Origin of the sequence: Rhodanobacter sp. FW102-FHT14D06 (genome assembly GCF_043950705.1) — a bacterium.
GTDB lineage: Bacteria > Pseudomonadota > Gammaproteobacteria > Xanthomonadales > Rhodanobacteraceae > Rhodanobacter.
Genome location: NZ_CP170722.1, coordinates 927,111 through 950,854, shown reverse-complemented (window position 1 = coordinate 950,854; position 23,744 = coordinate 927,111). Strand labels below are relative to the sequence as shown.

At 69.0% G+C, this 23,744-nt stretch carries 23 protein-coding genes; 11 read left to right on the top strand and 12 right to left on the bottom strand.

Annotation, left to right across the window (positions count from 1 at the left end; all coding sequences use genetic code 11):
• Positions 1-85: 85 nt before the first annotated feature.
• Positions 86-493 carry a hypothetical protein gene (locus ACFCQI_RS04565; protein ID WP_395120205.1) on the top strand — a complete coding sequence of 136 codons (408 nt, stop codon included), beginning with the start codon at positions 86-88 and terminating at the stop codon, positions 491-493.
• 52 nt (positions 494-545) lie between these two features.
• On the opposite strand, the gene ACFCQI_RS04560 is transcribed toward ACFCQI_RS04565, so the two are convergent.
• Genes ACFCQI_RS04560 through ACFCQI_RS04550 form a run of 3 tightly spaced genes read right to left on the bottom strand, consistent with a single transcriptional unit; the run spans position 546 to position 2,340 of the window.
• A complete protein-coding gene (locus ACFCQI_RS04560; RefSeq protein ID WP_395120204.1) occupies positions 546-953 on the bottom strand; it encodes a hypothetical protein in 408 nt (135 codons plus the stop codon).
• Positions 950-1,420 (bottom strand): DUF962 domain-containing protein, encoded by a 471-nt coding sequence (locus ACFCQI_RS04555; RefSeq protein ID WP_395120203.1) that lies wholly within the window; start codon positions 1,418-1,420, stop codon positions 950-952. The genes ACFCQI_RS04560 and ACFCQI_RS04555 overlap by 4 nt, the downstream gene beginning before the upstream one ends.
• A 23-nt stretch (positions 1,421-1,443) precedes the next feature.
• Complete coding sequence (locus tag ACFCQI_RS04550; RefSeq protein WP_395120202.1) at positions 1,444-2,340, bottom strand: phosphoribosylaminoimidazolesuccinocarboxamide synthase; 897 nt, start codon at positions 2,338-2,340, stop codon at positions 1,444-1,446.
• 122 nt (positions 2,341-2,462) lie between these two features.
• Here ACFCQI_RS04550 and ACFCQI_RS04545 point away from each other — a divergent pair, with 122 nt between their 5' ends.
• The 3 genes from ACFCQI_RS04545 (at position 2,463) to rpe (ending at position 4,378) form a co-directional block, all read left to right on the top strand.
• On the top strand, positions 2,463-2,777 hold the full coding sequence (locus tag ACFCQI_RS04545; protein ID WP_395120201.1) for a c-type cytochrome: 315 nt from the start codon (positions 2,463-2,465) through the stop codon (positions 2,775-2,777).
• Positions 2,774-3,586, top strand: a complete 813-nt coding sequence (gene djlA / locus ACFCQI_RS04540; RefSeq protein ID WP_395120200.1) for a co-chaperone DjlA — start codon at positions 2,774-2,776, stop codon at positions 3,584-3,586. The genes ACFCQI_RS04545 and djlA overlap by 4 nt, the downstream gene beginning before the upstream one ends.
• 123 nt (positions 3,587-3,709) lie before the next feature.
• Positions 3,710-4,378: a ribulose-phosphate 3-epimerase gene (gene rpe, locus ACFCQI_RS04535; RefSeq protein WP_395120199.1), complete on the top strand. Its 669-nt coding sequence runs from the start codon at positions 3,710-3,712 to the stop codon at positions 4,376-4,378.
• A 274-nt stretch (positions 4,379-4,652) separates the two neighbouring features.
• On the opposite strand, the gene ACFCQI_RS04530 is transcribed toward rpe, so the two are convergent.
• Complete coding sequence (locus tag ACFCQI_RS04530; RefSeq protein ID WP_395120198.1) at positions 4,653-4,841, bottom strand: hypothetical protein; 189 nt, start codon at positions 4,839-4,841, stop codon at positions 4,653-4,655.
• 174 nt (positions 4,842-5,015) lie between these two features.
• Positions 5,016-5,153, bottom strand: a complete 138-nt coding sequence (locus tag ACFCQI_RS04525) for a hypothetical protein (protein WP_395120197.1) — start codon at positions 5,151-5,153, stop codon at positions 5,016-5,018.
• Between the two features lie 305 nt (positions 5,154-5,458).
• On the opposite strand from ACFCQI_RS04525, the gene pdsR reads away from it, so the two are divergent.
• Genes pdsR through ACFCQI_RS04505 form a run of 4 tightly spaced genes read left to right on the top strand, consistent with a single transcriptional unit; the run spans position 5,459 to position 9,210 of the window.
• Positions 5,459-6,148: a proteobacterial dedicated sortase system response regulator gene (gene pdsR, locus ACFCQI_RS04520; RefSeq protein WP_395120196.1), complete on the top strand. Its 690-nt coding sequence runs from the start codon at positions 5,459-5,461 to the stop codon at positions 6,146-6,148.
• Positions 6,145-6,720, top strand: a complete 576-nt coding sequence (locus tag ACFCQI_RS04515; protein WP_395120195.1) for a hypothetical protein — start codon at positions 6,145-6,147, stop codon at positions 6,718-6,720. Before pdsR ends, ACFCQI_RS04515 begins: the two co-directional genes overlap by 4 nt.
• An 18-nt stretch (positions 6,721-6,738) precedes the next feature.
• Positions 6,739-8,769 carry an ATP-binding protein gene (locus ACFCQI_RS04510; RefSeq protein ID WP_395120194.1) on the top strand — a complete coding sequence of 677 codons (2,031 nt, stop codon included), beginning with the start codon at positions 6,739-6,741 and terminating at the stop codon, positions 8,767-8,769.
• 57 nt (positions 8,770-8,826) lie between these two features.
• Positions 8,827-9,210, top strand: a complete 384-nt coding sequence (locus ACFCQI_RS04505; protein WP_395120193.1) for a hypothetical protein — start codon at positions 8,827-8,829, stop codon at positions 9,208-9,210.
• 3 nt (positions 9,211-9,213) lie between these two features.
• On the opposite strand, the gene ACFCQI_RS04500 is transcribed toward ACFCQI_RS04505, so the two are convergent.
• Positions 9,214-10,230, bottom strand: a complete 1,017-nt coding sequence (locus ACFCQI_RS04500) for a hypothetical protein (protein WP_395120192.1) — start codon at positions 10,228-10,230, stop codon at positions 9,214-9,216.
• A 219-nt stretch (positions 10,231-10,449) separates the two neighbouring features.
• On the opposite strand from ACFCQI_RS04500, the gene trpE reads away from it, so the two are divergent.
• A complete protein-coding gene (gene trpE / locus ACFCQI_RS04495) occupies positions 10,450-11,940 on the top strand; it encodes an anthranilate synthase component I (protein ID WP_395120191.1) in 1,491 nt (496 codons plus the stop codon).
• Positions 11,941-11,982: 42 nt separating this feature from the next.
• Here trpE and ACFCQI_RS04490 read toward each other — a convergent pair whose 3' ends face one another.
• The 5 genes from ACFCQI_RS04490 to ACFCQI_RS04470 are packed head-to-tail and all read right to left on the bottom strand — an operon-like array spanning position 11,983 to position 18,463.
• Positions 11,983-12,954, bottom strand: coding sequence for an N-acetylglucosamine kinase (locus ACFCQI_RS04490; protein WP_395120190.1), 972 nt, complete (start codon positions 12,952-12,954; stop codon positions 11,983-11,985).
• The gene (locus ACFCQI_RS04485; RefSeq protein WP_395120189.1) at positions 12,951-14,111 is read right to left on the bottom strand and encodes an SIS domain-containing protein; all 1,161 of its coding nucleotides are present in this window, start codon (positions 14,109-14,111) and stop codon (positions 12,951-12,953) included. Before ACFCQI_RS04485 ends, ACFCQI_RS04490 begins: the two co-directional genes overlap by 4 nt.
• A complete protein-coding gene (locus tag ACFCQI_RS04480) occupies positions 14,098-15,387 on the bottom strand; it encodes a D-tagatose-bisphosphate aldolase, class II, non-catalytic subunit (RefSeq protein WP_395120188.1) in 1,290 nt (429 codons plus the stop codon). The genes ACFCQI_RS04485 and ACFCQI_RS04480 overlap by 14 nt, the downstream gene beginning before the upstream one ends.
• Positions 15,330-16,349, bottom strand: a complete 1,020-nt coding sequence (locus ACFCQI_RS04475) for an EamA family transporter (protein ID WP_395120187.1) — start codon at positions 16,347-16,349, stop codon at positions 15,330-15,332. The genes ACFCQI_RS04480 and ACFCQI_RS04475 overlap by 58 nt, the downstream gene beginning before the upstream one ends.
• On the bottom strand, positions 16,346-18,463 hold the full coding sequence (locus ACFCQI_RS04470) for a glycoside hydrolase family 36 protein (RefSeq protein ID WP_395120186.1): 2,118 nt from the start codon (positions 18,461-18,463) through the stop codon (positions 16,346-16,348). Before ACFCQI_RS04470 ends, ACFCQI_RS04475 begins: the two co-directional genes overlap by 4 nt.
• A 113-nt stretch (positions 18,464-18,576) precedes the next feature.
• Between ACFCQI_RS04470 and ACFCQI_RS04465 the strand changes: the two genes are divergently transcribed.
• On the top strand, positions 18,577-19,683 hold the full coding sequence (locus ACFCQI_RS04465; protein WP_395120185.1) for an amidohydrolase family protein: 1,107 nt from the start codon (positions 18,577-18,579) through the stop codon (positions 19,681-19,683).
• 166 nt (positions 19,684-19,849) lie between these two features.
• On the opposite strand, the gene ACFCQI_RS04460 is transcribed toward ACFCQI_RS04465, so the two are convergent.
• Positions 19,850-20,632: a DeoR/GlpR family DNA-binding transcription regulator gene (locus ACFCQI_RS04460; protein WP_395120184.1), complete on the bottom strand. Its 783-nt coding sequence runs from the start codon at positions 20,630-20,632 to the stop codon at positions 19,850-19,852.
• Between the two features lie 135 nt (positions 20,633-20,767).
• Between ACFCQI_RS04460 and ACFCQI_RS04455 the strand changes: the two genes are divergently transcribed.
• On the top strand, positions 20,768-23,617 hold the full coding sequence (locus ACFCQI_RS04455; protein ID WP_395120183.1) for a TonB-dependent receptor: 2,850 nt from the start codon (positions 20,768-20,770) through the stop codon (positions 23,615-23,617).
• Positions 23,618-23,744: the final 127 nt, after the last annotated feature.

Genomic DNA, 23,744 nt, shown 5'->3' with positions numbered 1-23,744 from the left:
GAATCGGTTAGGCTGGAGCCGCCGCCCGGCCAGGCATGGGGATGCCACCGGGCGGTTTTCCTTCCATCGCAATCCAGGGGATTTTATGGGTACTTCTACGTTTGCCGCGTTGGCCGGCATGGGCCTATTCGCCATGCTGATCATGATCGTCGTGGGCATCGCGCTCGGCGCGCTGATCCTCAGCGTGTCCTTCCGCCTGGTGGTCGGTTTCATGCCGTCCTACCTGCGTGCATTGGGCGCGGTGGTGCTGACCTATGTCGGCGCGTTCGCGGCGATGCTGATCCTCGGCATGGTGGTGCACAGCAGCGTGCTGTCGCTGATCGTGACCTTCCTCGTCGGTGCCGTCGTGGTGAATTACCTGCTGCGGGCCGCGGACGGCAGCGAGATCGGCTTCGGCAAGGCCTGCGTGGTCGAGCTGATCAACATGGTGGCCGGCATGGTGCTGGGCTTCCTCGTCGTGCTCATTTTCGGCGCGGCGATCCTCGCGCACTGATCCGGCGTGTCCGGCACGAGGCGCGGGCTGACCCGCGCCTCGTGCGGTCTGGCTACACCAGCGTGGTGGCCACGCCGAACCCGATCGCCATGCTCGCGGCCACCGCCATGCAGGCGCTGCCGGGGCGGATGCGGCGGGCGTCGATGCGCGGCACCAGCCGCCACAGCAGGACCGCGCCGAGCAGCATGTCCAGCACCAGCGCGACGCGCAGCAGGCCCGAGTGCAGCAGGCCGCCGTAGGGTGGATGCACCGCGCCTTCGTAGACGGCCACCAGGAACACCAGCAACAGTCCGAGCATCGTCCACAGCAGGCAGGCGAGGTAGACGCGGTTAAACACCACCGCGCAGCGCTCGGTCCAGCGCAGCACCGACCAGCCGATCAGCGCGAACACCAGCGCCGCCATGCTGCTGTAGAGCACCCACCAGAGCAGGGTGCTGGTCACGGCAAGTGCGGTATTCATGTGATCTGGCGGAGTCCCAGTTTGCGATAGAGCTTGGCCATCAGCCACGCCGGGCCGACCAGCAGATAGGACAGATCGGTGAGGAAGCTGGGCTTGCGGCCTTCGTACTTGTGGCCGATGAACTGGCCGATCCAGGCCACCACGAACACGCCAACCGCCCACCACGCCAGCGCCGGCGCGCCCAGCCGCCAGTACAGGAAATTGGTGAACAGGCCCAGCACGGCGAACGCGATCAGCAGGCCCGCCGCGAGCCGGTGCGAGCGCTTCCAGTACCAGTAGAACGCCAGCACCATCACCAGCACCGCCCACGAACCGGGGCGCAGCGCGGTGAACGGCACCGGGGCCGCCCACAGCAGCGCGATCACCGACCACACGATCGGCGGCACGCAGAACCAGTGGAACATCTGGTTGGTCGGGTTCTGGTGGTCGCTGCTGTAACTGTCGAGCCAGTCCTGCATGGTGCGCATGAGCGTTCCCCCTCGATGAAACCTCAGTCGAGCCGGATGCCGGCCAGCTTGTGCAGCGCCTCGGCATACTTGGCCGCGGTGCGTGCGATCACCTCGTCCGGGATCACCGGGCCGGGTGCGGTCTTGTTCCAGTGCTGCGTCTCCAGCCAGTCGCGCACGAACTGCTTGTCGTAGCTGGGCGGGCTGATGCCGGTGCGGTATTCGTCGGCCGGCCAGAAGCGGGAGGAATCCGGGGTGAGCATCTCGTCCATCACGTAGAGCTTGCCGCTCGCATCGGTGCCGAACTCGAACTTGGTGTCGGCGATGATGATGCCGCGCTCGGCCGCATAGGCGGCGGCCCAGCGGTAGATCGCCAGCGTGGCGTCGCGCACCTGCCCGGCGAGGTCGGCGCCGACTGCGTCCACCACGGCGTCGAAGCTGACGTTCTGGTCGTGGTCGCCCACCGCCGCCTTGGTCGAGGGCGTGAAGATCGGTTCGGGCAACTGCTGCGCCTGCTTCAGGCCGGTCGGCAGCGCGATGCCGCACAGCGCACCGCTGGCCTGGTAATCCTTCCAGCCCGAGCCGATCAGGTAGCCGCGGGCGATGCATTCCACCGGCACCGGTTTCAGCCGCCGCACCACCACCGCGCGCTTCTCGTACAACTTGAGGTCGGTGCCGGGCGGCAGCACCTCGGCCAGGGGTACGTCGAGCAGGTGGTTCGGTACCAGGTGCGCGGTCTTGCCGAACCAGAAGTTGGAGATCTGGGTGAGCATCTCGCCCTTGCCCGGGATCGGGTTGGGCATCACCACGTCGAACGCCGACAACCGGTCGGTGGCCACCATCAGCAGCCGCTGATCATCCAGCGCGTAGACATCGCGCACCTTGCCGCGATGGATCAGCTCGAGGCCAGGCAGGTTCGATTGGGGCAGGGTGGTGGGCACGGCGGGTTCCACGAGGCGGCAAATGTCTATTGTAGCGACTGCCGGCACGGCGCCGGGAGCGTGCCGCCGGGCCGATCGGGCGCACTGCTAGAATTGGCATCCTTTGGCCCCATGTGTTGCCGATGCGAATATTCCTGATCGCGGCGCTTTGCCTGGCCGCCTCGCCCAGCCTTGCCCAATCTGCGCCCCGGCCCGGCCGGCTCGGCCTCTGCGCGGCCTGCCACGGCGAGACCGGGCAGGCGCACATGCCCGGCGTGCCGAACCTGGCCGGGCAGCGGCTGGATTACCTGCGCGATGCGCTCAAGCAGTACCGCGATGGCCGCCGCAACGTGCCGGTGATGCGCGCGGCGATCGGTCCGCTGAACGCCGCCGAGCTCGACGCGCTGGCACGCTGGTACAGCGCGCAGGCAGCCGCGCCGGCGCAGGTGCAGCCATGAGTTTCACCTACACGATCTGGTTCGGCATCTTCGGCCTGCTGGTCGGCCACATGCCGGGCGCGGTGGTGGGCGCGGTGCTCGGTTTCATCTTCGACAACCTGCGCCACAGCCAGCGCCGCCAGGCCACGCCCGAGGCCGGCGGTTTCGTCGGCCCGCTGTTCACCCTGCTTGGCGCGGTGGCCAAGTCCGACGGTCGCGTGTCCGAGGCCGAGATCGCGGTGGCCGAGCGGCTGATGACGCGCATGGGCCTGACCGCCGAGCAGCGCGCGCAGGCCGTGGCCAGCTTCAATGCGGGCAAGCAGCCGGAGTTCGACGTCACCCGCACCATCGCCGAGCTGCGCAGCTGGGTCGGCCTGCGCCGCGACCATGCGTTCCCGGTGCTGGACGTGGTGATCGAGACGGTACTGTCCGAGGGCAATCCGGGGCCGGAGAAGATGTCGATCCTGCGCCAGCTCGCCTTCGCGCTGCGCGTCAGCGACATGGAGCTGATGGCGCTGATGGCGATGAAGGGCTACGCCTGGAACCAGGGCGCGGGCGGCCCGCGCGGCGGCCGCCAGCAGTACGGCAATGGCGGCGGCTACGTGCCGCCGCAACGCACGCCGCAAGGGCCCGATCCCTATGCCGTGCTGGGCATCGACCGCAACGCCGACGAGCGCGCCATCAAGCGCGCCTACCGCAAGCTGATCTCCGAGCACCACCCCGACCGCCTCGGCGACCTGCCCGAAGACATGCGCAAGCGCGCCGAGTCGCGCGCCAGCGAGATCAACGCCGCCTACGACCGCATCAAGGAAGCAAGAGGATTCAAGTAGGAGCCCGCTCGCGGGCGACGCTCCTTTTCGGGCTTCGAGGTTCGGCATTCGCAAGAGCAGGAGCATCGCCCGCGAGCGGGCTCCTACAATAGACGTCGTCTTCGAGCCGCCCGGTAGCCACCCATGCCCAAGCAATCCCCGATCATCGCCCCGTCCATCCTCGCCGCCGATTTCGCCCGGCTGGGCGAGGACACCGCCGCGGCGCTCGCCGCGGGTGCCGACTGGGTGCATTTCGACGTGATGGACAACCATTACGTGCCGAACCTCACGATCGGCCCGATGGTGCTCGCCTCGCTGCGCAAGTTCGGCATCACCGCGCCGATCGACGTGCACCTGATGGTCAAGCCGGTCGATCGCATCGTGCCGGACTTCGCCAAGGCCGGCGCCAGCCTGATCAGCTTCCATCCCGAGGCGAGCGAGCACGTCGATCGCACGCTGGGGCTGATCCGGGAGTCCGGCTGCCAGGCCGGGCTGGTGTTCAATCCGGCCACGCCGCTGGACCATCTCGACTACGTGATGGACAAGCTGGACATGATCCTGATCATGTCGGTGAACCCCGGCTTCGGCGGGCAGAAGTTCATCCCCGGCACGCTGGAGAAGCTGCGCCAGGCGCGTGAACGGATCGAAGCCAGCGGCCGCGCGATCCGGCTGGAGGTCGACGGCGGCGTCACCGCCGACAACATCGGCGCGATCGCCGGCGCCGGCGCCGACACCTTCGTCGCCGGCTCGGCGATCTTCCACGCGAAGGATTACGCGGCCGAGATCGCCGCCATGCGCAAGGCGATCGGTTGAGGATGATCGCCGCCATGCGCAAGGCGATCGCCTGGCCAGACGGCACAAAGAAAAAATCCCGGCGCCAGGAGGGAGGCACCGGGATAAACGTCGTCGGGGACGCAAGGAGGAAAACACCATGGATTGGCGCGTGCCGGTGCAAGCCCTGCTCAGGAGTACTCAGACCCCGCACCGGCACGTTCCACGGCAAAGAGGAACATCGCCAATCAATTAATCCGACCCGGTCCCTGCCGGTTGGTTCCCGCCGCGGTGGCCGATTTGCCAACTGTGTCGTTCAGGTTCGCTGCGCAGGTCGCGGCCGCAGCCGGCTGGATCGGGCCTCCGCGCGGGCGTTCAGCCACTGCGTCAGCGCGACCCTGGCGTGGATCCACACCGCATCGAGACCCAGTCCGGCGGCCAGCATCAGGCTGCCGACCATCAACCAGTGACGCCATGTGTGCGAAAGCCGTATTGCTTCATGCATGCCGGTGTCCTCCTGTCGCCCGAGCCACGATGGCATTGCCGCACGCGTGAAGGTCGCGCGGGAGCCGCGCCGGCGGCGGGCTCCGGGCCAGTCGTGGCAAATGGCAGGCAGCACGCGCACGAAAAAAGCCCCTCGCAAGCGAGGGGCAAGCAACCACCAGGGGGAGGAACACGGTTACAGCGGTTGCCAGTCGGGATCGGTGTCGTCGTTGCTGGCAATCCGGGCCGCACCCGGCGCGATTCCTTTCGCGCCGGGTGCGCGGACGACTTCCACCACGGCAAACGGATTGAGCCTGGACGGATGATGGGACATGACGCGCCTCCTTCAGAAGAAGCCGACCAGCAGGCCCAGCAGCAGGGCGCCCAGCGCCAGGCTGGTGCGCAGCGGCTCGAAGCCGTGCAGTTCGGCGCGGGGGTCGTGTTCGTTGCGGCGGGTGTCCATGGGTGACCTCGTGATGGAGTGCGTGGATCACATCAAAGCCTCCATCGCGGCGCGTGCGCCGACGGTTGCCGGGCGATTTGCCGCCGGCTTGTGGCAAATCGCTGGCAGCGCGCTGCGACCGCTTGCGCCCGCGCGGCGCGCATAGCACGCTGCAGCCATCATCCAAGGAGTGCGCCATGGGCCGCAGCATTGCCATCGTCGAGGACGAACCGCTGATCCGCGCCAACTACGTCGAGGCGCTGAACCGTTTCGGCTACGACGCGCGCGGCTACGGTTCGCGCCAGGAAGCGTCCAGCGCGTTCGCGATGAAGTTGCCCGAGCTGGTCATCATCGACATCGGCCTGGGCGACGAACCGGAGGGCGGCTTCGACCTGTGCCGCGAACTGCGCGCGAAATCGTCGACGCTGCCGCTGATCTTCCTCACCGCGCGCGATTCGGATTTCGACGTGATCTCCGGCTTGCGCCTGGGCGCGGACGACTACCTCAGCAAGGACACCAGCCTGCACCAGCTGGCCGCGCGCATCGCCGCGCTGTTCCGCCGGATCGAGTCGCTGAAGGCGCCCGCCTCCAGCGAGACGGTGCTCGAGCACGGCCCGCTGAAGCTGGAGTCCGAGCGCATGCGCATCACCTGGAACGGCGAGGAAATCCCGCTCACCGTCACCGAGTTCTGGATGGTGCACACGCTGGTGCGCTTCCCCGGCCACGTGAAGAACCGCGACCAGCTGATGCGCGAGGCGGAGCTGGTGGTGGACGACGCCACCATCACCTCGCACATCAAGCGCATCCGCAAGAAGTTCGTGGCGGTGGCGCCCGACTTCGACGCGATCGAGACGGTGCACGGCGTCGGCTACCGGTGGAAGCCGTGAGCGTGCGCCTGTGCCTGGCGATGGCACTGTTGTTCTGCGCGGCGCTGACCTGGGCGACCGGCACCGACGCGGACGTGCTGGCCCGCGGCGCCCGCGACGGCCATGCGCCGGCCTGGACGATCGCGGTGGCGTCGCCGCCGGGCTGGACGCGCGACTGCTGCACCTACGCCCAGGCGATCGGCGTCAACGCGGTGCTGTACCAGGGCGAGTGGAGCGGCAAGCCGCAGCGGGTCATGGTGCTGAACGTGTGGCCGCGCGTGCTGCCCAGCCTGGCCGCCGAGGTGCAGGCCGACCGCAAGCGCTACCTCCAGCTCGACCCCGCGGGCAAGGCCACCAGTTTCGTCGTGCGCCATCCGCACATGGCCTGCGAGGCGAGCGTCTACGAAGGCAGCGATCATGTCGACGACGTGCTGGTGTTCTGCGATCCGGGCCGGGCCAGCGGCATCCGCTACAGCTGGTCGATGGCTTTCGACGATGGCGATCCCACGCGTCGCGCGCTGCTGGATGACTTCATGCGCGTGGTGATGGCCTCGCACTACCAGCGTGCCACGGCGCCGGCCGATGCCCGCTGAGCGACGGGCGGGAAACGCATGAGCCTGCGCCGCAAGCTGCTGCTGGTGGCGCTGTGCACGTTGGCGCTGCCGGTCGCCGGCTGGTTCGACGTGCGCCAGATGGAGTCGCTGCTGCGCGACGGCCAGGCGCAGGCCCTGGTGGCCTCGGCGCAGGTGGTGGCGCGCAGCCTGGTGGTGACCCGTGCGCTGCCACCGGCCGAGGGCCCGAGCTGGTACGTGCAGGAGGTGCCCACGCCGATCACCGTCGACGGCTACGGCGACGACTGGGCGCCGCTGACGCCGTGGAGCCAGCCGTTCGCGCGACGCGGTCAGCTGTTGCTGGCCGAGGATGCGGACGGCTTCTACCTGCATGCGCAGGTGGCCGACACCCACCGCACCCGCGCCGATGCCGAAGACGCGAACGCGCTGCTGGCCGACCATCTGATTCTCGCCCTGGGCAACGCCGCCGGCCAGCGGCGCTACCTGCTGGCCAGCGCCGCGCCGGGACCGTTGCAGGCGCTGCCGCTGGACCCGCCGGTGCCCGGCCTGCCCGATCAGCTCGGCGCGAGCTGGCAGGAGGATGGCAGCGGCTACCAGGTCGAGCTGCGCCTGCCGCCGCACCTGGCGCTGAGCCGCCTGGGCATCGACGCCTATGACGCCGGCAGCGGCGGCGACCGACGGGCCGTCGAGTCGCGCCCGTTGCGCCGCTATTCGCCCGCACTGTCCGGCGAGCTGGCGCAGCTGGTGCCGACGGGCGTGCAGGCGCGCGTGCTGTCGCCGGCGGGCTGGCTGCTGGCACGCAGCGGCCGCCTGCATGGCAGCAGCGCGTCCGAGCGCGACCCGGGCTGGTTCGCCTCGCTGGTCTATCGCTCGCTGCTGGCCACTCGCCTGGACGACGCCAACCTGTGGGCGCAGGACGTGCCCCGGCTGGACACTCGTGAGGTGGAGCAGGCGCGCACCGGCCATGCGGTCAGCCGCTGGCGCCACGGCGAGGAGCGCGGCAGCGTGGTGCTGGCCGCGGCGGTGCCGATCGAGCGGGCCGGCCGGGTCGAGGGCGTGCTGCTGCTGGAGCAGTCCAGCCGCACCGTGCCGCTGCTGGCCAACCGCGCGCTGTTCGGCGTGCTGCTGACCAGCTTCGGCGTACTGCTGCTGGCCGGCGGCATCCTGCTGGCATTCGCCACCCGGCTCAGCCTGCGCCTGGCGCGGCTGCGCAATGCCGTCGAGCAGGCGCAGCGCAACGATGGACGTCTGGACGGCCAATTGAATCCCGACCGCTTCCCGATGATCGACGCGCCGGACGAGATCGGCGATCTCGCCCGCAGCTTCGAGAAGCTGTTCGTGGCCGTGGGCAGCTACACCGATTACCTGCGCACGCTCGCCTCGAAGCTGTCGCACGAGCTGAACACGCCGCTGGCGATCGTGAAGTCCTCGCTGGACAACCTGGAACACGAGCTGCAGCAGCACGCCGCGTTGCCGGACCCGGCCAAGCCCTACCTGGAACGCGCCCGCGACGGCGTGGCGCGGCTGGGGGCGCTGGTGCGGGCGATGAGCGAGTCGAGCCGGATGGAGCGCTCGATCGAAGCGGCCGAGCCGGAGGACGTCGACCTGCGCGACGTGGTGCGTGGCTGCGCCGACGGCTACCGTCCGCTGATCGGCACGCGCCGGCTCGATTGCCGGCTGCCGGATGCGCCGCTGCCGCTGCACGGCGCGCCCGAACTGATCGCGCAGGCGCTGGACAAGCTGCTCGACAACGCGCTCTCGTTCACTCCCGCGCAGGGCTGGCTGCGACTGAGCCTGCGCGCGCTCGAGGGTGGCGCCGAGATCGAGCTGGCCAACCAGGGCCCGCCACTGCCCGCGGCGATGCAGGGTCGGTTGTTCGATTCGCTGGTCAGCCTGCGCGACAAGACCGTGCCCGGCGAGGCACCGCACCTGGGCCTTGGCCTGTACGTGGTGCGCCTGGTCGCCGCGCGCCACGGCGGCAGCGTCAGCGCGCGCAACCTCGACGACGGCAGCGGCGTGGCGTTCACCCTGACCCTGCGCGGCATGCCGCGGCATCGGCTGGGCGGTTAAAGCTTCGCCGCCGTTTGCCGCTATCCGGACATCTCGGCCCCCCGCGGAAATGTCGCCATGGATGTCCCCAACCTCAGCCGGCAACCCTATCGCCGCCCGCCGCTGCTGCGCGCCACCGATCCGCAGCGCATGAACTGGCTGTGGCGACTGGTGTGCGAGCTGGCCGAATTGCGTCCCGCGGACGTGGTCGAGGCGCTGCATGCCGCGCAGATCCCGGTCGACCTGGCGCGTGCGCGCAGCTGGGTGGTCAGCGACCGCGACGACGGGTTCTTCCCGATCTCGATCGCCGAGCTGGAGCGCAACGTGCGGGCGCTGCTGGCCTTGCGCGAGGTGATGCGCGAGAACCAGGCCTTGCTCGCCCTCGCCGGTGGTGCGGAGGCGCCGGCAGACATGGCGACCGATGCCACGCCGGCAGCGGAGCCGGTCACCGAAACCGCCTGAGCTTCAGCCCTGCGGCGACGAGCCCGCCGCCGCGGGTGTTGCGGGTTTGACCGTTGCACTGGCCGCATGCGCAGGCGCCGCGCTGGACGCCGTGGCCGGCGTCGTGCTGGATGCCGCCGCCGGTGCCGCCGGTGCCGCCGTGGTCGCGGCCGTCGCGGGCAGGACGGCCGTGCCACCGGCAGCCGGGACCGAAGTCGCCGTCGCGGGCGTCGAACTGGCGCTTGCCGCTGCGGTGGAGGCGGCGATGGCGGGCGCCGCCGTGGCCGATGTCGCCGGTGCCGCTACCGCGGTGATGCCCTTCGCCGGCTGCGCATGGCTGACCGGTGCCGGGGGCGGGGAATCGTCGACGTGCGTGTCGGCACCCCAGTGCAGATACGCCCACGCGGCCACGCCGACGAATGCCAGCAGCAACAACACGCGACCCAGCCGCGAGCGTCGTGGCGGGTGGGTTGCGGCCTCGGCCGGCGGGGCGGCGACATCGGCTTCGCCGACAGGCTCGTCCGACGGCGGATTGATCAGTGCGTCGTCTGGCGCCAGCTCGTCGTCGGCCGTCGGCGCGACGGCCGCGGGCGACGACGCGGTGGGCAAGGGCGGCGGCAGGCCGGGCGACGGGGTCGCGACCGCGGGCGCGGGCGGTTCATCGTCGAGCGGCTCGGCGGGTGCCACAGCGAAGGCTTCCTCGACGGGCGCGGCCATTACCTCGTCGAACGCCTGTGCCGGCGGACTCGCGGATTCGCAATCCAGCGGCCCCGGCCAGATCTGCCACACCGGGCTGCCGTGCAGCCGATACGACTCGCCCGGCGCGATGAACGCGTCCACCGCCGACTGCGGCAACGGCCCGCGGCTGCTGCCGTCGCGGTCGATGTACGCCAGTTGTTCGTCGCCGGGGAGCGCGCGGGCGTCGACGTGCAGGCCTTGCAGCAACTGCGCGATGCGCTCGGCGCTGGAGCGGTCCAGTTGCTGGCGCACGATCCGCGGCATCGCGGCGACCACGCGCCGGGAAAACTCGTCGGGTTCCATCCTCAGCGCGGCCGCCACCGGCGCCCACGTCGAAGCCTCGTCCGACGCACCGGCCCGCAAGCCGCACACTACGACGCAGTACTGATCCACGCACGGTCCCCTGTAGCCCGACCGTCGAGAGTAGACCGCCGCCACCAGCGTATCAAGCGCGCCGCGGTGCCGCCTGCGCTTGGCCTACAATGGCCGTTTCCCGTTCGTGCCCATCCGGAACCGCGACCCGTGAGCTCTCCCGATCCCATCAGCCGAGACGAATTCGACGCGCTGGCCGCTCGCGGCCACACGCGCATCCCGCTGGTGCGCGAGGTGTTCTCCGACCTCGACACGCCCTTGTCGGTGTACCTGAAACTCGCCGACGGGCCGTACACCTTCCTGTTCGAGTCGGTCGAGGGTGGCGCCACCTGGGGACGCTACTCGATCATCGGCCTGCCGGCGAAGCGGGTGTTCCGCCTGCGCGGGCAAGAGCTGGAAGTGGAGGATTCCGGCGAGATCACCGAGCGCCGCCACCTCGACGATCCGCTGGCAGAGATCGAGAAGCTGCGCGCGCAGTACGACGTGCCGCAGCTGCCGCAGCTGCCTGCATTCTCGGGCGGCCTGGTCGGCTACTTCGGGTTCGAGACGATCGGCTACATCGAGCCGCGGCTGGCGCAGTGGGACCGCCTCGACGAGCTGGGCACGCCCGACGTGCTGCTGATGCTGGCCGAGGAAGTGGCGGTATTCGACAACCTCAAGGGTCGCCTGTACCTGATCGTGCACGCCGATCCGTCGCAGCCGCACGCCTACGCGCAGGCGCAGCGGCGGCTCGATGCGCTGGTCCATCGGCTGCGCCAGGGCGGCGCCTCGTATCCGCAGCTGACCCAGTCGGTCGCGCTGGACGAGAGCGACTTCAAGTCCTCGTTCACCAGGGACGAGTTCGAGGCGATGGTCGAGCGCGCGAAGGAATACATCCGCGCCGGCGACATCTTCCAGGTGGTGCCGTCACAGCGCCTTTCCGTGCGCTTCAACGCGCGGCCGGTGGACGTGTACCGCGCGCTGCGCGCGATGAATCCCTCGCCCTACATGTACTTCGTCGATCTCGGCGACACCCAGATCGTGGGTTCCTCGCCGGAGATCCTGGCGCGGTTGAAGGGCGGCAAGGTGGTGGTGCGCCCGCTCGCCGGCACGCGCAAGCGCGGCGCCACGGAGGAAGAGGACCGCGCGCTGGAAGCGGAGTTGCTGGCCGATCCGAAGGAGCGCGCCGAACACGTGATGCTGATCGACCTCGGCCGCAACGATCTCGGCCGCATCAGCGAGACCGGCAGCGTGGAAGTGGGCGACTCGTTCGCGATCGAGCGCTACTCGCACGTGATGCACATCGTCTCGCAGGTGCAGGGTACGGTGCGCGAAGGCCTGAGCTACATGGACGTGCTCAAGGCGACCTTCCCGGCCGGCACGCTTTCCGGCGCGCCGAAGGTGCGCGCGCTGGAGATCATCCAGGAGCTGGAACCGCACAAGCGCAACATCTACGGCGGCGCGATCGGCTGGATCGGCTGGTGGGGCGACGCCGACACCGCCATCGCGATCCGCACTGCGGTGATCCACGGCGGCCGCCTGCACGTGCAGGCCGGCGCAGGCATCGTGTTCGACTCCGACCCCGCCGCCGAGTGGGAGGAGACGATGAACAAGGGCCGCGCATTGTTCCGCGCGGTGGCGCAGGCGGCGAAAGGCTTGTAGGGCGGTCCCGGCAAAAGTCCGCGGCGAACCGGACAGTCTCGCTCAGGGGGCGACGGCAGCCCGCGTTGCCGCCTGCACCGGGTGGCCGGCGAGCCGGGCCGCGTAGAGCGCGGCGCCGTAATGCGGCGCGTGCAACGGCGGCCGCAGGTCGAAATCCGTGCTTGCGGCGGCAAGCGCCTCGCGCAGCGGTGCCAGCAGCAGTTCGTCGGCATTGAAGGCGCCGCCGGAATGGGACACCGGTACGGTTTCGCCGGCTTCGAAGTGCAGGGCCAGTCGCAGTGCGTCGCAGATGCCGGCCAGCTCGTGGCCGGCGTCGCGGAAGATGGTGGCGGCCACGCCGTCGCCGGCCCGTGCCGCCTCGGCCACCTGGCGCGAGAGCTGCGCCAGGTCGCCGCGGGCGTAGGAGTTGCCGCCGTAGACATGGGCGCAGATGTCCAGGTCGTTGTCGAGCTGGAAGTGCGCGTTGAGGATCGCGTGCAGCGGGCCGCGGGGCAGGCGCCCGTCGCTCATGCGCGAGTAGGCGTTGAGTCCGCGCATGGCGATCCAGTAGGCCGAGCCTTCATCGGAGAACGCCTCGCCCCAGCCGCCGGCGCGGGCCGCGAGGCCCTGGCGCTGGCCGTAGCCGATCGAACCGGTGCCGGCGACGATGTTGATGCCGTCGGCGCAGCCCAGCGAGCCGGCCCAGCCGCACACCATGTCGTTGTCGCAGGTGTAGCGGTCGTGGCCGAGGATCGCCGCGGGGCATGCCTGCAACAGCGCGGTGGCGCGGCTGTCCTCGCCGTAGGCGGGCAGCCCGAAGAAGGCATGGCCGATGTCGGCCAGGGTCCGGCCGGCGGTGCCCAGCACCGCGGTCACGCCCTCGGCCAGGATGGCACGCACGCCGTCCAGCCCGACATGGGGATGGTAGGTCGTGCCGAGCTCCGCTTCGCCGAGCAGTCGGCCGTCAGCGTCGATCAGGGCGAAACGCGTTTTCGTTCCGCCGCCGTCCACGCCCAGGTAAGTCACCCGATTCATGCGCTCAGAGCGTACAGGCGCACGCCCTGCACGACGCGGTTCACCAGGCCCGCGGGGTTGGGATTGTCGGGCGTCACGCCGATGGCGCGCGAACGGAGGAAGGCGTGGATCTGCGCGATGGCGAGGTACGGCCACAGCAGATCCGCATCGGCGGCATCGGCCATCGCCGGCACCGTGATGCCGTCGGCACCCGCGGCAGCGCGCGGCTGGGCGTTCACCTCGATGATGCGCGCCGCGCGGCCGTCGCGACGCAGCTCGTCCACCAGGTCGAGGTCGTAGCGGCGGGTCAGCGGGTCGTTGGACACGAACACCATTACCAGGGCGTGTTCGGTGACGAAGGTCTTGGGCCCGTGGCGGAAACCCAGCGGCGACTCGAAGCAGGTCGCCACCGCGCCATTGGTGAGCTCGCCGAGCTTCAGCGCCGCCTCGCGGGCCAGCCCCTGCAAGACGCCGCTGCCAAGGTAGGCGACGCGGTCGTACTGGCCGCGCGCCAGCTCGTTCAGTGCCGGCAGCGATCCGGCGATGACCCGCGCGGTGGCCTCGGCAATGGCGTCGATGCGCGCGTCCATGCGGCCGGTTGGCAACAACGCGGCCATGGCCGCGTACATCATGCAGCTGAAGCTGGAAGTCATGGCGAAGCCGGCGTCGTGCGTCTCGGCCGGCAGCAGCAGGGTCATCGAACGGGCAACCGGCGCCTTGCCCAGCGCACCGTCGGCATTGCAGATGATCGCCAGGTGGCGCACGTCGCGCACCAGGGACTCGGCGAGTTCCACCGCGGCCAGGCTTTCGGGGCTGTTGCCGGAACGGCCGAAGGAGACCAGCAGCAGTGGCTGTTCCGGCTCCAGATACAAGCGCGGGGCGCACACGATGTCGGTGGTCGGCACCGCGTCCACGCGGGCGGCCAGCCGGCGGTCCAGCAGCGGCGCCACGCACTGGCCGATATAGGACGAGCTGCCGGCGCCGGTCAGAATCACCCGCGCGGCAGGGTCGTCGATCAGCGGGCCGGCAAACGCCCGGATCTGCGCATGCAGCCCGGCCACCAGCGCGTGGGTCCGCTGCAGCATCCGTGGCTGCTGCTCGATCTCGCGTGCGGTGCAGAGCGCGCCCGCGGCGGTCAGCTCGGACTCGGACGCGCCCAGGTACTCAGTGGATGTCATGGTCATGGCAGGCATGGTGGTAGTCGTCGAGTGCGGCACTGATGTGTGCCATGGTCAGGGAGAGCGGGTCGTTGGTCGCGCCGCCGGTGCGCAGCGCGCGCAGCGCGTGCGGCAGGAACTGGCTGATCAGCGGCAGCGGCGGCGGGGTCGCGCGCAGGTTGTCGAACAGGCGCTGGCAGGCCTGCTCGATCACCGGGTCCGGCCAGTAATAGCGGATGCGGTCGCTGAGGCTGTATTGCAGGTCGATGGTCAGCGCGTGGCCCTCGCCGTGGTAGTAGCGTCGCCAGTAACCGGGCTGCTCGCGCATGCGCGCCAGGGTTACCTCGCGCAGGCGTGCCCGACGCGCATCCCCGATCCACTCCTGCTCGATCGCGTCCAGCGCCCACAGCGCCTCGCGCAGGGCGAAGGTCAGGCCGGGGCCGACCTTGAGGATGGCGAAATGATCGCGTACCAGCGCCGCCAGCGCGTCGCGGGTCTGGTAGTCGGTCGAGTGCGCCTCGAACACCATGCCCGGCACGCCGGTGATGGCGTGGCTCAGTTCGCGCGCTTTCGACGGGTCGTAATCCACCACGTCGTGGTGATCGAACTCCACGCCCGGTTGCACCACGGAGGCGATCACGCGTTGCCATGCGGCGTCCAGCCCCGCGGCGGCGAAGGCCTGGCGATGCGCCTCGATCGTGGCCAGCGCGGCTTGCGGCGTGGTCACGGCGAGGCCTTCGATGGCCTCGGTGGCACCGCCGGGCACCGGTACCTCGGTGCCGATCACGTACACCGGCGCCTCGCCGCCGGCCTGCGCGTGAGCGACCTCGGCGGCCCGGCACAGGCGTACCGCACGGCGCACGATCTCCGCCTCCGGCAGCGGCTCGGGATCGCCGCGGCAGGCCATCGAGCAGTCCAGGTGGATCTTGCGGAAGCCGGCTGCCACGTACGCGGCCACCATCACCTCGGCCTTGTCCATCGCCGCGTCCGCGTCCAGCGACGTCCACGGGTTGGGCCCCAGGTGATCGCCACCCAGCGCGATGCGCGCGCGGTCGAAGCCGACGCGGTCGGCGATCGCGTGCACGAAGGCGACGAAATCGGCCGGCTTCATCCCGGTGTAGCCGCCGTCCTGGTTGACCTGGTTGCAGGTGGCCTCGAACAGCACGAATGCCTGTCCCGTGCGTTGCGCGTGGCGCAGGCCGGCTTCGATCACGAGGGGATGCGCGGAACAGATCGAGGTCACGCCACCGGCGTGTCCCTGCTTGTGACGGGCGATGAGCTCGGAGAGGACGTGCATGGGGACGGAGTCCATTCGGGGGAGGGGGTGGAAACGTCGGGATCGCCCTCGGCTTCGGCCACGGCCTCCGGTTCGAGTGCCAACAGCAACGAGGCAATCAGGGCCAGCACCAGGCCGATCATTTTCAGCGGGCCCGGCACGATGCTGGCGAACACCAGCGCCAGCGCGGCGGTCACCAGCGGGGCGCCGGCATTGGTCAGCGGCGCCACCACGATCGCCTTGCCGTGGCGGAAGGCGTAGACCAGGGTCAGCGCGCCGACGGCATTGAGCAACTGGATCGCCGCGGTCATCCACGGGCCGTCGATGCCGGTGTTGATCGGCTGCGACCAGTCGGTCATCGCCAGCGCCACCGGCGCCAGCAGCAGGCCGCCCAGCATCATGTAGAAGAAGATGCTCTCGGCGCGCACGGTGTGGTTGGCCAGGCGCATGAAGTAAGCCTGCACGCCCCAGGCCAGCATGATCAGCAGCGATTGCAGGAACCAGCCCAGTCCGCCGCCGGCGCCGCGGCCGAACGACAGGTCCAGCATCGGCAATGCCACCAGCGCCAGCACGATGCCCAGCGCGCCGCTCCAGCCGGTGCGCTCGCGCAGGAACGCAAAGGACAGGGCGATCGTCACCACCGGCGACAGCGAGATGATCGGAAACACGAAATACGCCGGCCCGATGGTCAGCGTGTGGAACAGCAGCATCTGCCCGCCGGCACCGAGCAGGCCGATGGCCATGCCGTAGCCGATCGCGCGCGGTGAATGCTCCAGCGCCCAGCCGCTGCGCCACAGGATGTACAGCGCCGGCGGGATCATGGTCAGCGCCCACACGCAATACACCAGCGTTTCGGGGAAACCGTGCTCGGCCGACAGCGGCGACAGCGCGCCCCACACACCCCACAGCGCGACGGTGGTGACGGCGAAGACCAGCCAGGGGCGACGGCGTGGCGCGGCGACCGCGCTGGCTGCCAGGCTCATGCCGGCGTCCCCAGCGGCGTGGCCTGCAGCAACACGAAGTGCTTGAACGCCACCGGCAGGTTCGCCCCGCTGGCATCCACCTCGCCAAGGTCGACTTCATTGAACAGGTCGCGCACCTTGTAGCGTCCGGCGCCCAGACCGCGCAAGGGCACCGTGCCCTTGAACTGGTCGGCGTAGAAGGCGTAGTACATCGCCCCGTCCTTGGCGATGGCGTGCGCCTCGGGCTTGTCGAAGCCGATGTCGTACAGCGTGCCAAGGTATTCGCCCTTGGGCAGCATGTGCTGTTTGTACAGGGCCACCCACTTGCGCCATAGCGCCTCCTTCTCCGGATTGAGCACCAGGCCGCCCGGCGGCAGCGGTTCGGAGGGATGCTCGGTGTCCTTCGGCCAGGTGAACTTGGTGGAGGGAATCGCGCCGATGCCGACGGTGGAGGCGAAGTCGTCGCCGCGATCGGACAGTTCCATGTGGTCGCCCGCATAGCTGCTGCGCGAGCCCATCAGCGCCTTCATGCTCTTGCCCTTGCTGCGCACCTGCCACGAAGAGGTCGGGTCGGACGCCGGGTACTGGTCGGTGGCCGGCAGGTTGTGGAAATCGAAAGCCGTGCCGCAGGGGCACAGCTCGACCACCGCCTGCGGGTTGGCCTCGTGCGCCGCCCGGTGGATGGCCTGCCAGAACGTGGCCAGGCCTTCGACCGAATCGCCCGGATGCGCATGCTTGTGCGCGGGGTTGTAGCAGGGCGCCACGGCGTTGAGGTGCTGGCCGTCGAACTTGATGCCCTCGAAGCCCCAGTCGCCGATGACCTTCTTCACCAGGGCCACGTAGAAGTCGACGGTGGGCTGGTAGGCCGGGCACTGAGTGAGCGCGTTCCACCAGGTCACCTTCTGGAACCCGCCGTCCTGGTCCAGCAGCAGCATGTCGGGATGGTCGTGCAGCACGTCGCTGCCCGGGTCGGCGGCCAGCGGCGCGATCCACAGGCGCGGGTGCATGCCTTGGCTGCGCACCTTGGCGGTGAAGTCGCGCATGTCGGCATCGCCGCGCGGGAACTTGCGCCTGTCGATGCGCCAGTCGCCTTCGTTGGTCTGCCAGCCGTCGTCCATCACCACCCAACCGAAGCCCAGCTCGCGCGCTTTCGGCAGCGTGTCCAGGATCTGCTTGACGGTGAAGTCGCGGCCGTAGCCCCACGCGCACCACACCGGCGCAAAGGCCGATTCCGGAGCCCGCGGCGCCTCCAGGCCCTCGGCCTGCATGTATTGCCGGTACTGCAGCAGCGGCGCGAAATGATCGCCGGTGTGCACCGCCAGAAAAGTGCGTTCGGTGACCAGGGCCTGGCCCGGCGCCAGGGCGGATGCCTGCAGCGATTCGACCGCGATGTGCGCGCCGCGGTCGGTCTTGCGCACCGGCAGATCCAGCGGACGCACCACCGGCTCCACATGACCGACCGCCAGGCCGACGTCGCGGCGCCAGATGTTGGCCACCGGCGTGCCGCCGCCGTAGTCGGACGAATCCATCCCCAGCGTGTTGCGCTGGTCGAACCCGGCAGCCATCGGCTGCACCCAGTCGCGACGATCGGTGTGGGTGGTGCCGGAGAAGCTCCAGAAACCGCCGGGCGCCTCGGCCAGTTCATGCGCGGCATTGCGCCAGCCGGCGACCTGCACGGCGGTGCTGCCCAGGTTGCGGTAGCGCGTCTGCAGCACGGCGAAGCCGGGAAGACCGTCGAAGAAGGTCAGCGCCACTTCCTTTTCCAGGTTGCCGGAACGGCCGGTGACGATCGACTGGTGACCGCTGCCGTGACGCGCGTCGGCGATCGGTTGTTCCCGGTGGCCGGTGATGGCGAAGTCGTCGACCGCGCCATCGGCCAACAGCAGGCTCTCGCTGGGTTGCCACGGCGTGAGCGGCTTGCCGCGGACCACCAGGCGCGTGTGCAGGCGGTGATCGAAGGCGATCGCCAGTACTGCATCGCCGGCGGTGGCGCCGGTGCCGCCATCGGTGCGGCCGGCACCGGGATAGCCAGGCCGGGATGCCGCCAGCGCCTTCGGCAGCATGAGCCACGCCGCGCCACCGGCCACGCTGCCGGCCACGAGCTTCAATACAGTGCGTCGTCCGATCGGGCGCATGGCGAATTCCTCTTGAGACGTCGTCCCGATTCTGCGTCAGCCGTTGCTCTTGATGCAAGCGTTTCGTTTCGGTATGGTTCGAAAATGTTTCGTTATATTGCCGAGGTGGACCGATGAACACGATCTTCCGTCCCGCCGTCCTTGCCCTGTTGGCCATCGCGGCAGCCCTTTCCAGCGCCTGCGCGACGGCGAGCCGGCATGCCGCGGAAAGTTATTCGATGGCCGACTTCAGCCAGGTGCGCAAGTTCGACGCCCACGTCCACGCCAACACGCCCGATCCGGCATTCCTCGAACAGGCGCGCGCGGACGGTTTCGAGTTGCTGTCGATCAACGTCGACTACCCCGACTTCCCGAGCATCGCGCGGCAGCACGCGGCCGCCGTGGCCCTGGCGGCAAGGGACCCGGCGCATTTCCACTGGGCCACCACCTTCTCGATGAAGGGGTTCGGCACGCCGGGCTGGACCGAACGCGTCGACGCGAAACTTGCCCGCGACGTGGCGGCGGGCGCCCTGGCAGTGAAAATCTGGAAAAACGTGGGCCTCGCGGAGCGGAGCGCCGACGGCAAACTGATCATGCTCGACGATCCGGGCCTGGCGCCCGTGGCCGAGCAGGTGCGCGCGCTCGGCGTGGCTCTGGTCGACCACCAGGGCGAGCCGCGCAACTGCTGGTTGCCGCTGGACCAGATGACCACCGACAACGACCGCGAGTACTTCAGCAAGCATCCGGAGTACTACATGCACCTGCATCCGGAGATGCCGCGCTACGAGGATCTGATGGCGGTGCGCGACCGCTTCGTGGCCGCGCACCCGAAGCTGCGCTTCGTCGGCGCGCATCTGGCCAGCCTGGAGTATGACGTCGACCGCATCGCCGCCTTCCTCGACCGTTTTCCCGATGCCACCGTGGACATGGCCGCGCGCATGAGCCAGGTGCAATACCAGTCGGTGCGCGACCGCGAGAAGGTGCGCAACTTCTTCATCCGCTACCAGGATCGGGTGATGTACGGCACCGACCTGACCTACGGCCCCGATGCCGACCCCGCCGAGTTCCGCCGCGAGGCGCACGCGGCGTGGAGCTCCGACTGGCGCTACCTGGCCACCGGCGAGACGCAGCACGTGGACATGATCCACGCCGACGTGCCGGGCCTGGCGCTGCCGCGCGCGGTGATCGACAAGATCTACTACGGCAATGCGATGCGCGTGTTCGTCAGGCCGGGCACGTAGGAGCCCGCCTGCGGGCGATGCTTTTGAGCCGGGATAGGGCCCTTCGACAAGCTCGGGGCAGTGAATGGGGGATTGGGGATTTGCGGGAGCGTCAGGAGCATCGCCGGCGAGCGGGCTCCTGCGGCGGCGGCGCTCTCATGCTTTTGCGAATCCCGAATCCCTGCTCTCAGGCCAGCAACAACTCGAAACCGAGCTGGTGGCTGGCCTGGATGATGTCCTCGGGTGCGCCGGTGTCCGTGATCAACACGTTCAACGCGGTGACGGGGATGATGCGGTGCAGGCAGACTTTGCCGAACTTCGAACTGTCGGTGATGGAAATGACCACGCGTGCGGCCTCCACCATCTTGCGGTTGAGCAGGGCCTCGGGCTCGTAATGGGTGGTGATGCCGCGCTCCAGGTCGAAACCATCCACGCCGAGGAACAGCTTGTCCACGTGCAGCGCGTCCAGCGCCTCGACCGTCAGCCCGCCGTAGAACGCCATGTTGCGCCGGCGCAGTTCGCCGCCGAGCATGACGAGGTTGATGCTCGGCTTGGATGCCAGCGCGGTCAGCACGCCGTAGTCGTTGGTGACCACGGTGATGTCGATGTCCGGCAACGCCTTGGCCAGCTGGATGGCCGTGGTGCCCGAGTCGATGGCAACGGTGTCGCCGGGCTTGATCAGGGTCGCGGCGCGCACGCCGATGCGGCGCTTCTCGGCCAGGTAGCTGGTGATTTTCGCTTCGTAATTGGGTTCGGCGGGGCTGCCGTTGCCGATCACGCCGCTGTCGATCGCGCCCCCGTAGGCGCGCGCCATCACGCCGCGCTCGGCCAGGTAGCGCAGATCCTTGCGCACGGTCTGCGCGCTCACGCCGAAGCGGTCGGCGAGCCTGCTGACCTGGACGCTTCCTTGCTGGCGGACGAGTTCGCTGATCTGGAGGCGTCGTTGACTGGTATCGCGAGTAGCGGCCATTTGGGAGTTCCGACGGGTGGCGAAATTATGCCGCATTTCGTTGTATTTCGCTATTGATACGAAACGAAACATGATATAGGCTCGGTTTCGTTGTTTAGATGTAAGGTCCGCCATCGCGCCCCCAGGAGAGAGCCTTTGAACGCCGCATCCTTTCACCGAAACACACTGTTTTGTGCCGTCGCCCTGGCGCTACTGATACCGGCGGCGGCGTTCTCCCAGACAGCGCCTGCCAGCGCCGCCACGACGCAGAGCCCGCAGGCGGTCCCGGTCGACCAGGGCACGCCGCGCGCCGCCACCGAGCTGGCCACCGTGGTGGTCACCGGCGAGCGGGGCAGCATGGCGCGCTCGACCGAACTCAAGCGCGATGCCGGCACCGTGCAGGATTCGATCAGTGCGCTCGAACTGGGCATGTTCCCCGACGACAACGTGGCCGACTCGCTCAGCCACATTACCGGCGTGGCCATCTCGCGCACGGCCGGCGGCGAGGGACAGAAGGTCAGCGTGCGCGGCCTCGGCCCGGAGTTCACGCTGACCACATTCAACGGCCGCATCCTGGCGACTGATGGCGCCGGTCGCGACTTTGCCTTCGACGTCCTGCCCGCCGACGTGATCAGTGGTGCCGACGTGATCAAGGGCGCGCAGGCCTCGCTGACCGAAGGGGGCATCGGCGGCCTGATCAACCTGCGTTCGGCCAGCCCGTTCGACCGGCCCGGACAGCACGGCATCGTGCGCCTGGAGGGCGACCGCAACCAGATGTCCGAACTCAACGGACACAAGTTTTCGGCCGCCTACAGCAACACCTTCGCCAACGACACCGTCGGCGTGCTGCTGGGCGTGGTCAAGGCCAAGCGCAAGGATCGCACCGACGTCGCCGGCAACGACGGCGGCTGGACGCGCAACCCCGACCCCAACGATCCCAACTGGTACGGCAACGCCTGGGGCGGCAACATCGACCTCAACGGCAACGGCGAACTGGACCCGGAAGATTACGGATTGATCGCCCCTGGCCAGTTCCGGGTCGGCTCGATCCTGGAGGACAAGAAGCGCAGCGCCTATTCCGGCAAGATCGAGTGGCGTCCGAACGACCGGGTGCGCATCGTGGTGGATGGGTTGAAGACGCGCCTGGATTCGCCGCAGGTGTCCTTCCAGCAGTCCTACTACCCGCTGTTCGCGCCGGGGCGCTGGTCCGACATCACCGTGCAGAACGGCATCGTCACCGGTTTCACCATGGACAACCCGGACCCGGAGCTGCGGCTCAATCCGGAACTGCTGAACCAGACCCAGTACCGCGTCGTCGATACCGCGCTGTACGGCATCAACGGCGAGTGGAAGGCCACCGACGACCTGACCCTGACCGGCGACCTGTATCGCTCCACCTCGGAGCGCCGCTCCGGCGGCCAGGACACCTACGTCGTGCTGCGCATGAACCAGCCCAACACGGCCCGCATCACCCTCGGCCCGTATGCGGTGCCCAACGTCGACGTCAAGTTCGATGACGGCCGCGACCTCATCTCGGGCCTCGCCAGCGGCCAGTTCAGCGATTCGGACTTCAACACGCACTACATGGAGCTGAGCGGCGACAACATCCGCGACGAGATCACCGGCGGCACCGTGGCCGGCAAGCTGTTCGTCGGCAAGTGGGGCGTGGACAACCTGCGCTTCGGCGTGACCCGCACCGAGCGGGAGAAGTCGCGCGACCTGGTCAACAACACCCTCAACGGCGGCGCGGACTACTACTCCGAGGACAACGCCATCAACGTGGCCGACCTCGGCGGCAACGTGATCTCGCACTCCTTCCACCTGCCGCACTTCATGTCCGGCGTGGGCAGCAGCTTCCCGCGCAGCTTCCTGGCCTTCGACGTGCCCAACTACCTGGCCAGGCTGCAGGCCTACAACGGCAATCTCCGCCCGGACGGCACGCCGTACGACTACGCGCTGGCCGGCCCGCAATGGAACCCGCTGCAGAGCTACCGCGTCAGCGAGAAGACCAACGCGTTCTACGTGCAGGCGGACATGTCCGGGGATCGCTGGGAAGGCGACGTCGGCGTGCGCCTGGTGCAGACCGATACCCGCGCCCAGGCCTGGGACGCCAAGATCCTGAGCATCACCGAGAACGGGCCTTTCAACTACACCGCCCAATACGACGCGCCGACGCCGGTCGTCCAGGACGCCCATTACAGCTATCTGCTGCCCTCGGCCAACTTCACCTGGCATTTCACCGACCAGTTGCAGTTGCGCGCCGGCGCGGCCAAGACCATGGCGCGTCCGGCAGTGAACCAGCTGGCGCCGACCAACACCACCGAAAGCGTGTCGTGGGGCGAGTTCACCCAGGTCTACGGCGGCAACGCGGACCTCAAGCCGTACAGCGCCGCGCAGGGCGACCTGTCGCTGGAGTGGTATTTCGCCGAGCACTCCGTCGCCAGCCTGGCGGTGTTCTACAAGCGCATCACCAACCAGATCACCACCAGTTGGGAAACCGGCCAGGACATCGGCGTGCCGGGTTACCTGTTCAACATCATGCGCCCGATCAATGGCGACCACGCCAGGGTGAAGGGCATGGAGATGAGCCTGCAGCACTTCTGGAACAACGGTTTCGGCGTGCGTGCGCAGTACACGCGCAACCTGTCCACGAGCTGGGTGGACGGCGAGCAGCGGCCGCTCGAAGGCATCGCCCCGGCGACCTATTCGCTGGGCGTGATGTACGAGAAGGGCAAGTGGTCGGTGGGCGCCAACGCCGACCGCACCAACGGCTTCGTCACCGCGATCAACGTGCTGGGTACCGGCTACAACGAGCAGGCCGACGCGATCACCTGGGTCACCGCGCACGTCTCCTACAAGTTCAACGACATGATCAGCGTCAGCCTGGACGGCCAGAACCTGCTGGACAAGGCGCAGACCTACAGCATCAACGGCAACCCGCTGCTGTCGCAGGGCTATTACCGCTATGGCCGTTCCGTCAACCTGGGGGTGGCGCTGCGCTTCTAGGGCGGCGCGCGCGCCGGCGTGCCCGACTTCCCGGGCACCGCGTGGCGCGTGGGTTTGATCTGCATGGCTTGATCCGCATCGGGAGGGGGCGAGTGTCGCGCCCTCCCGATGCGACTTCCCGCAGGAC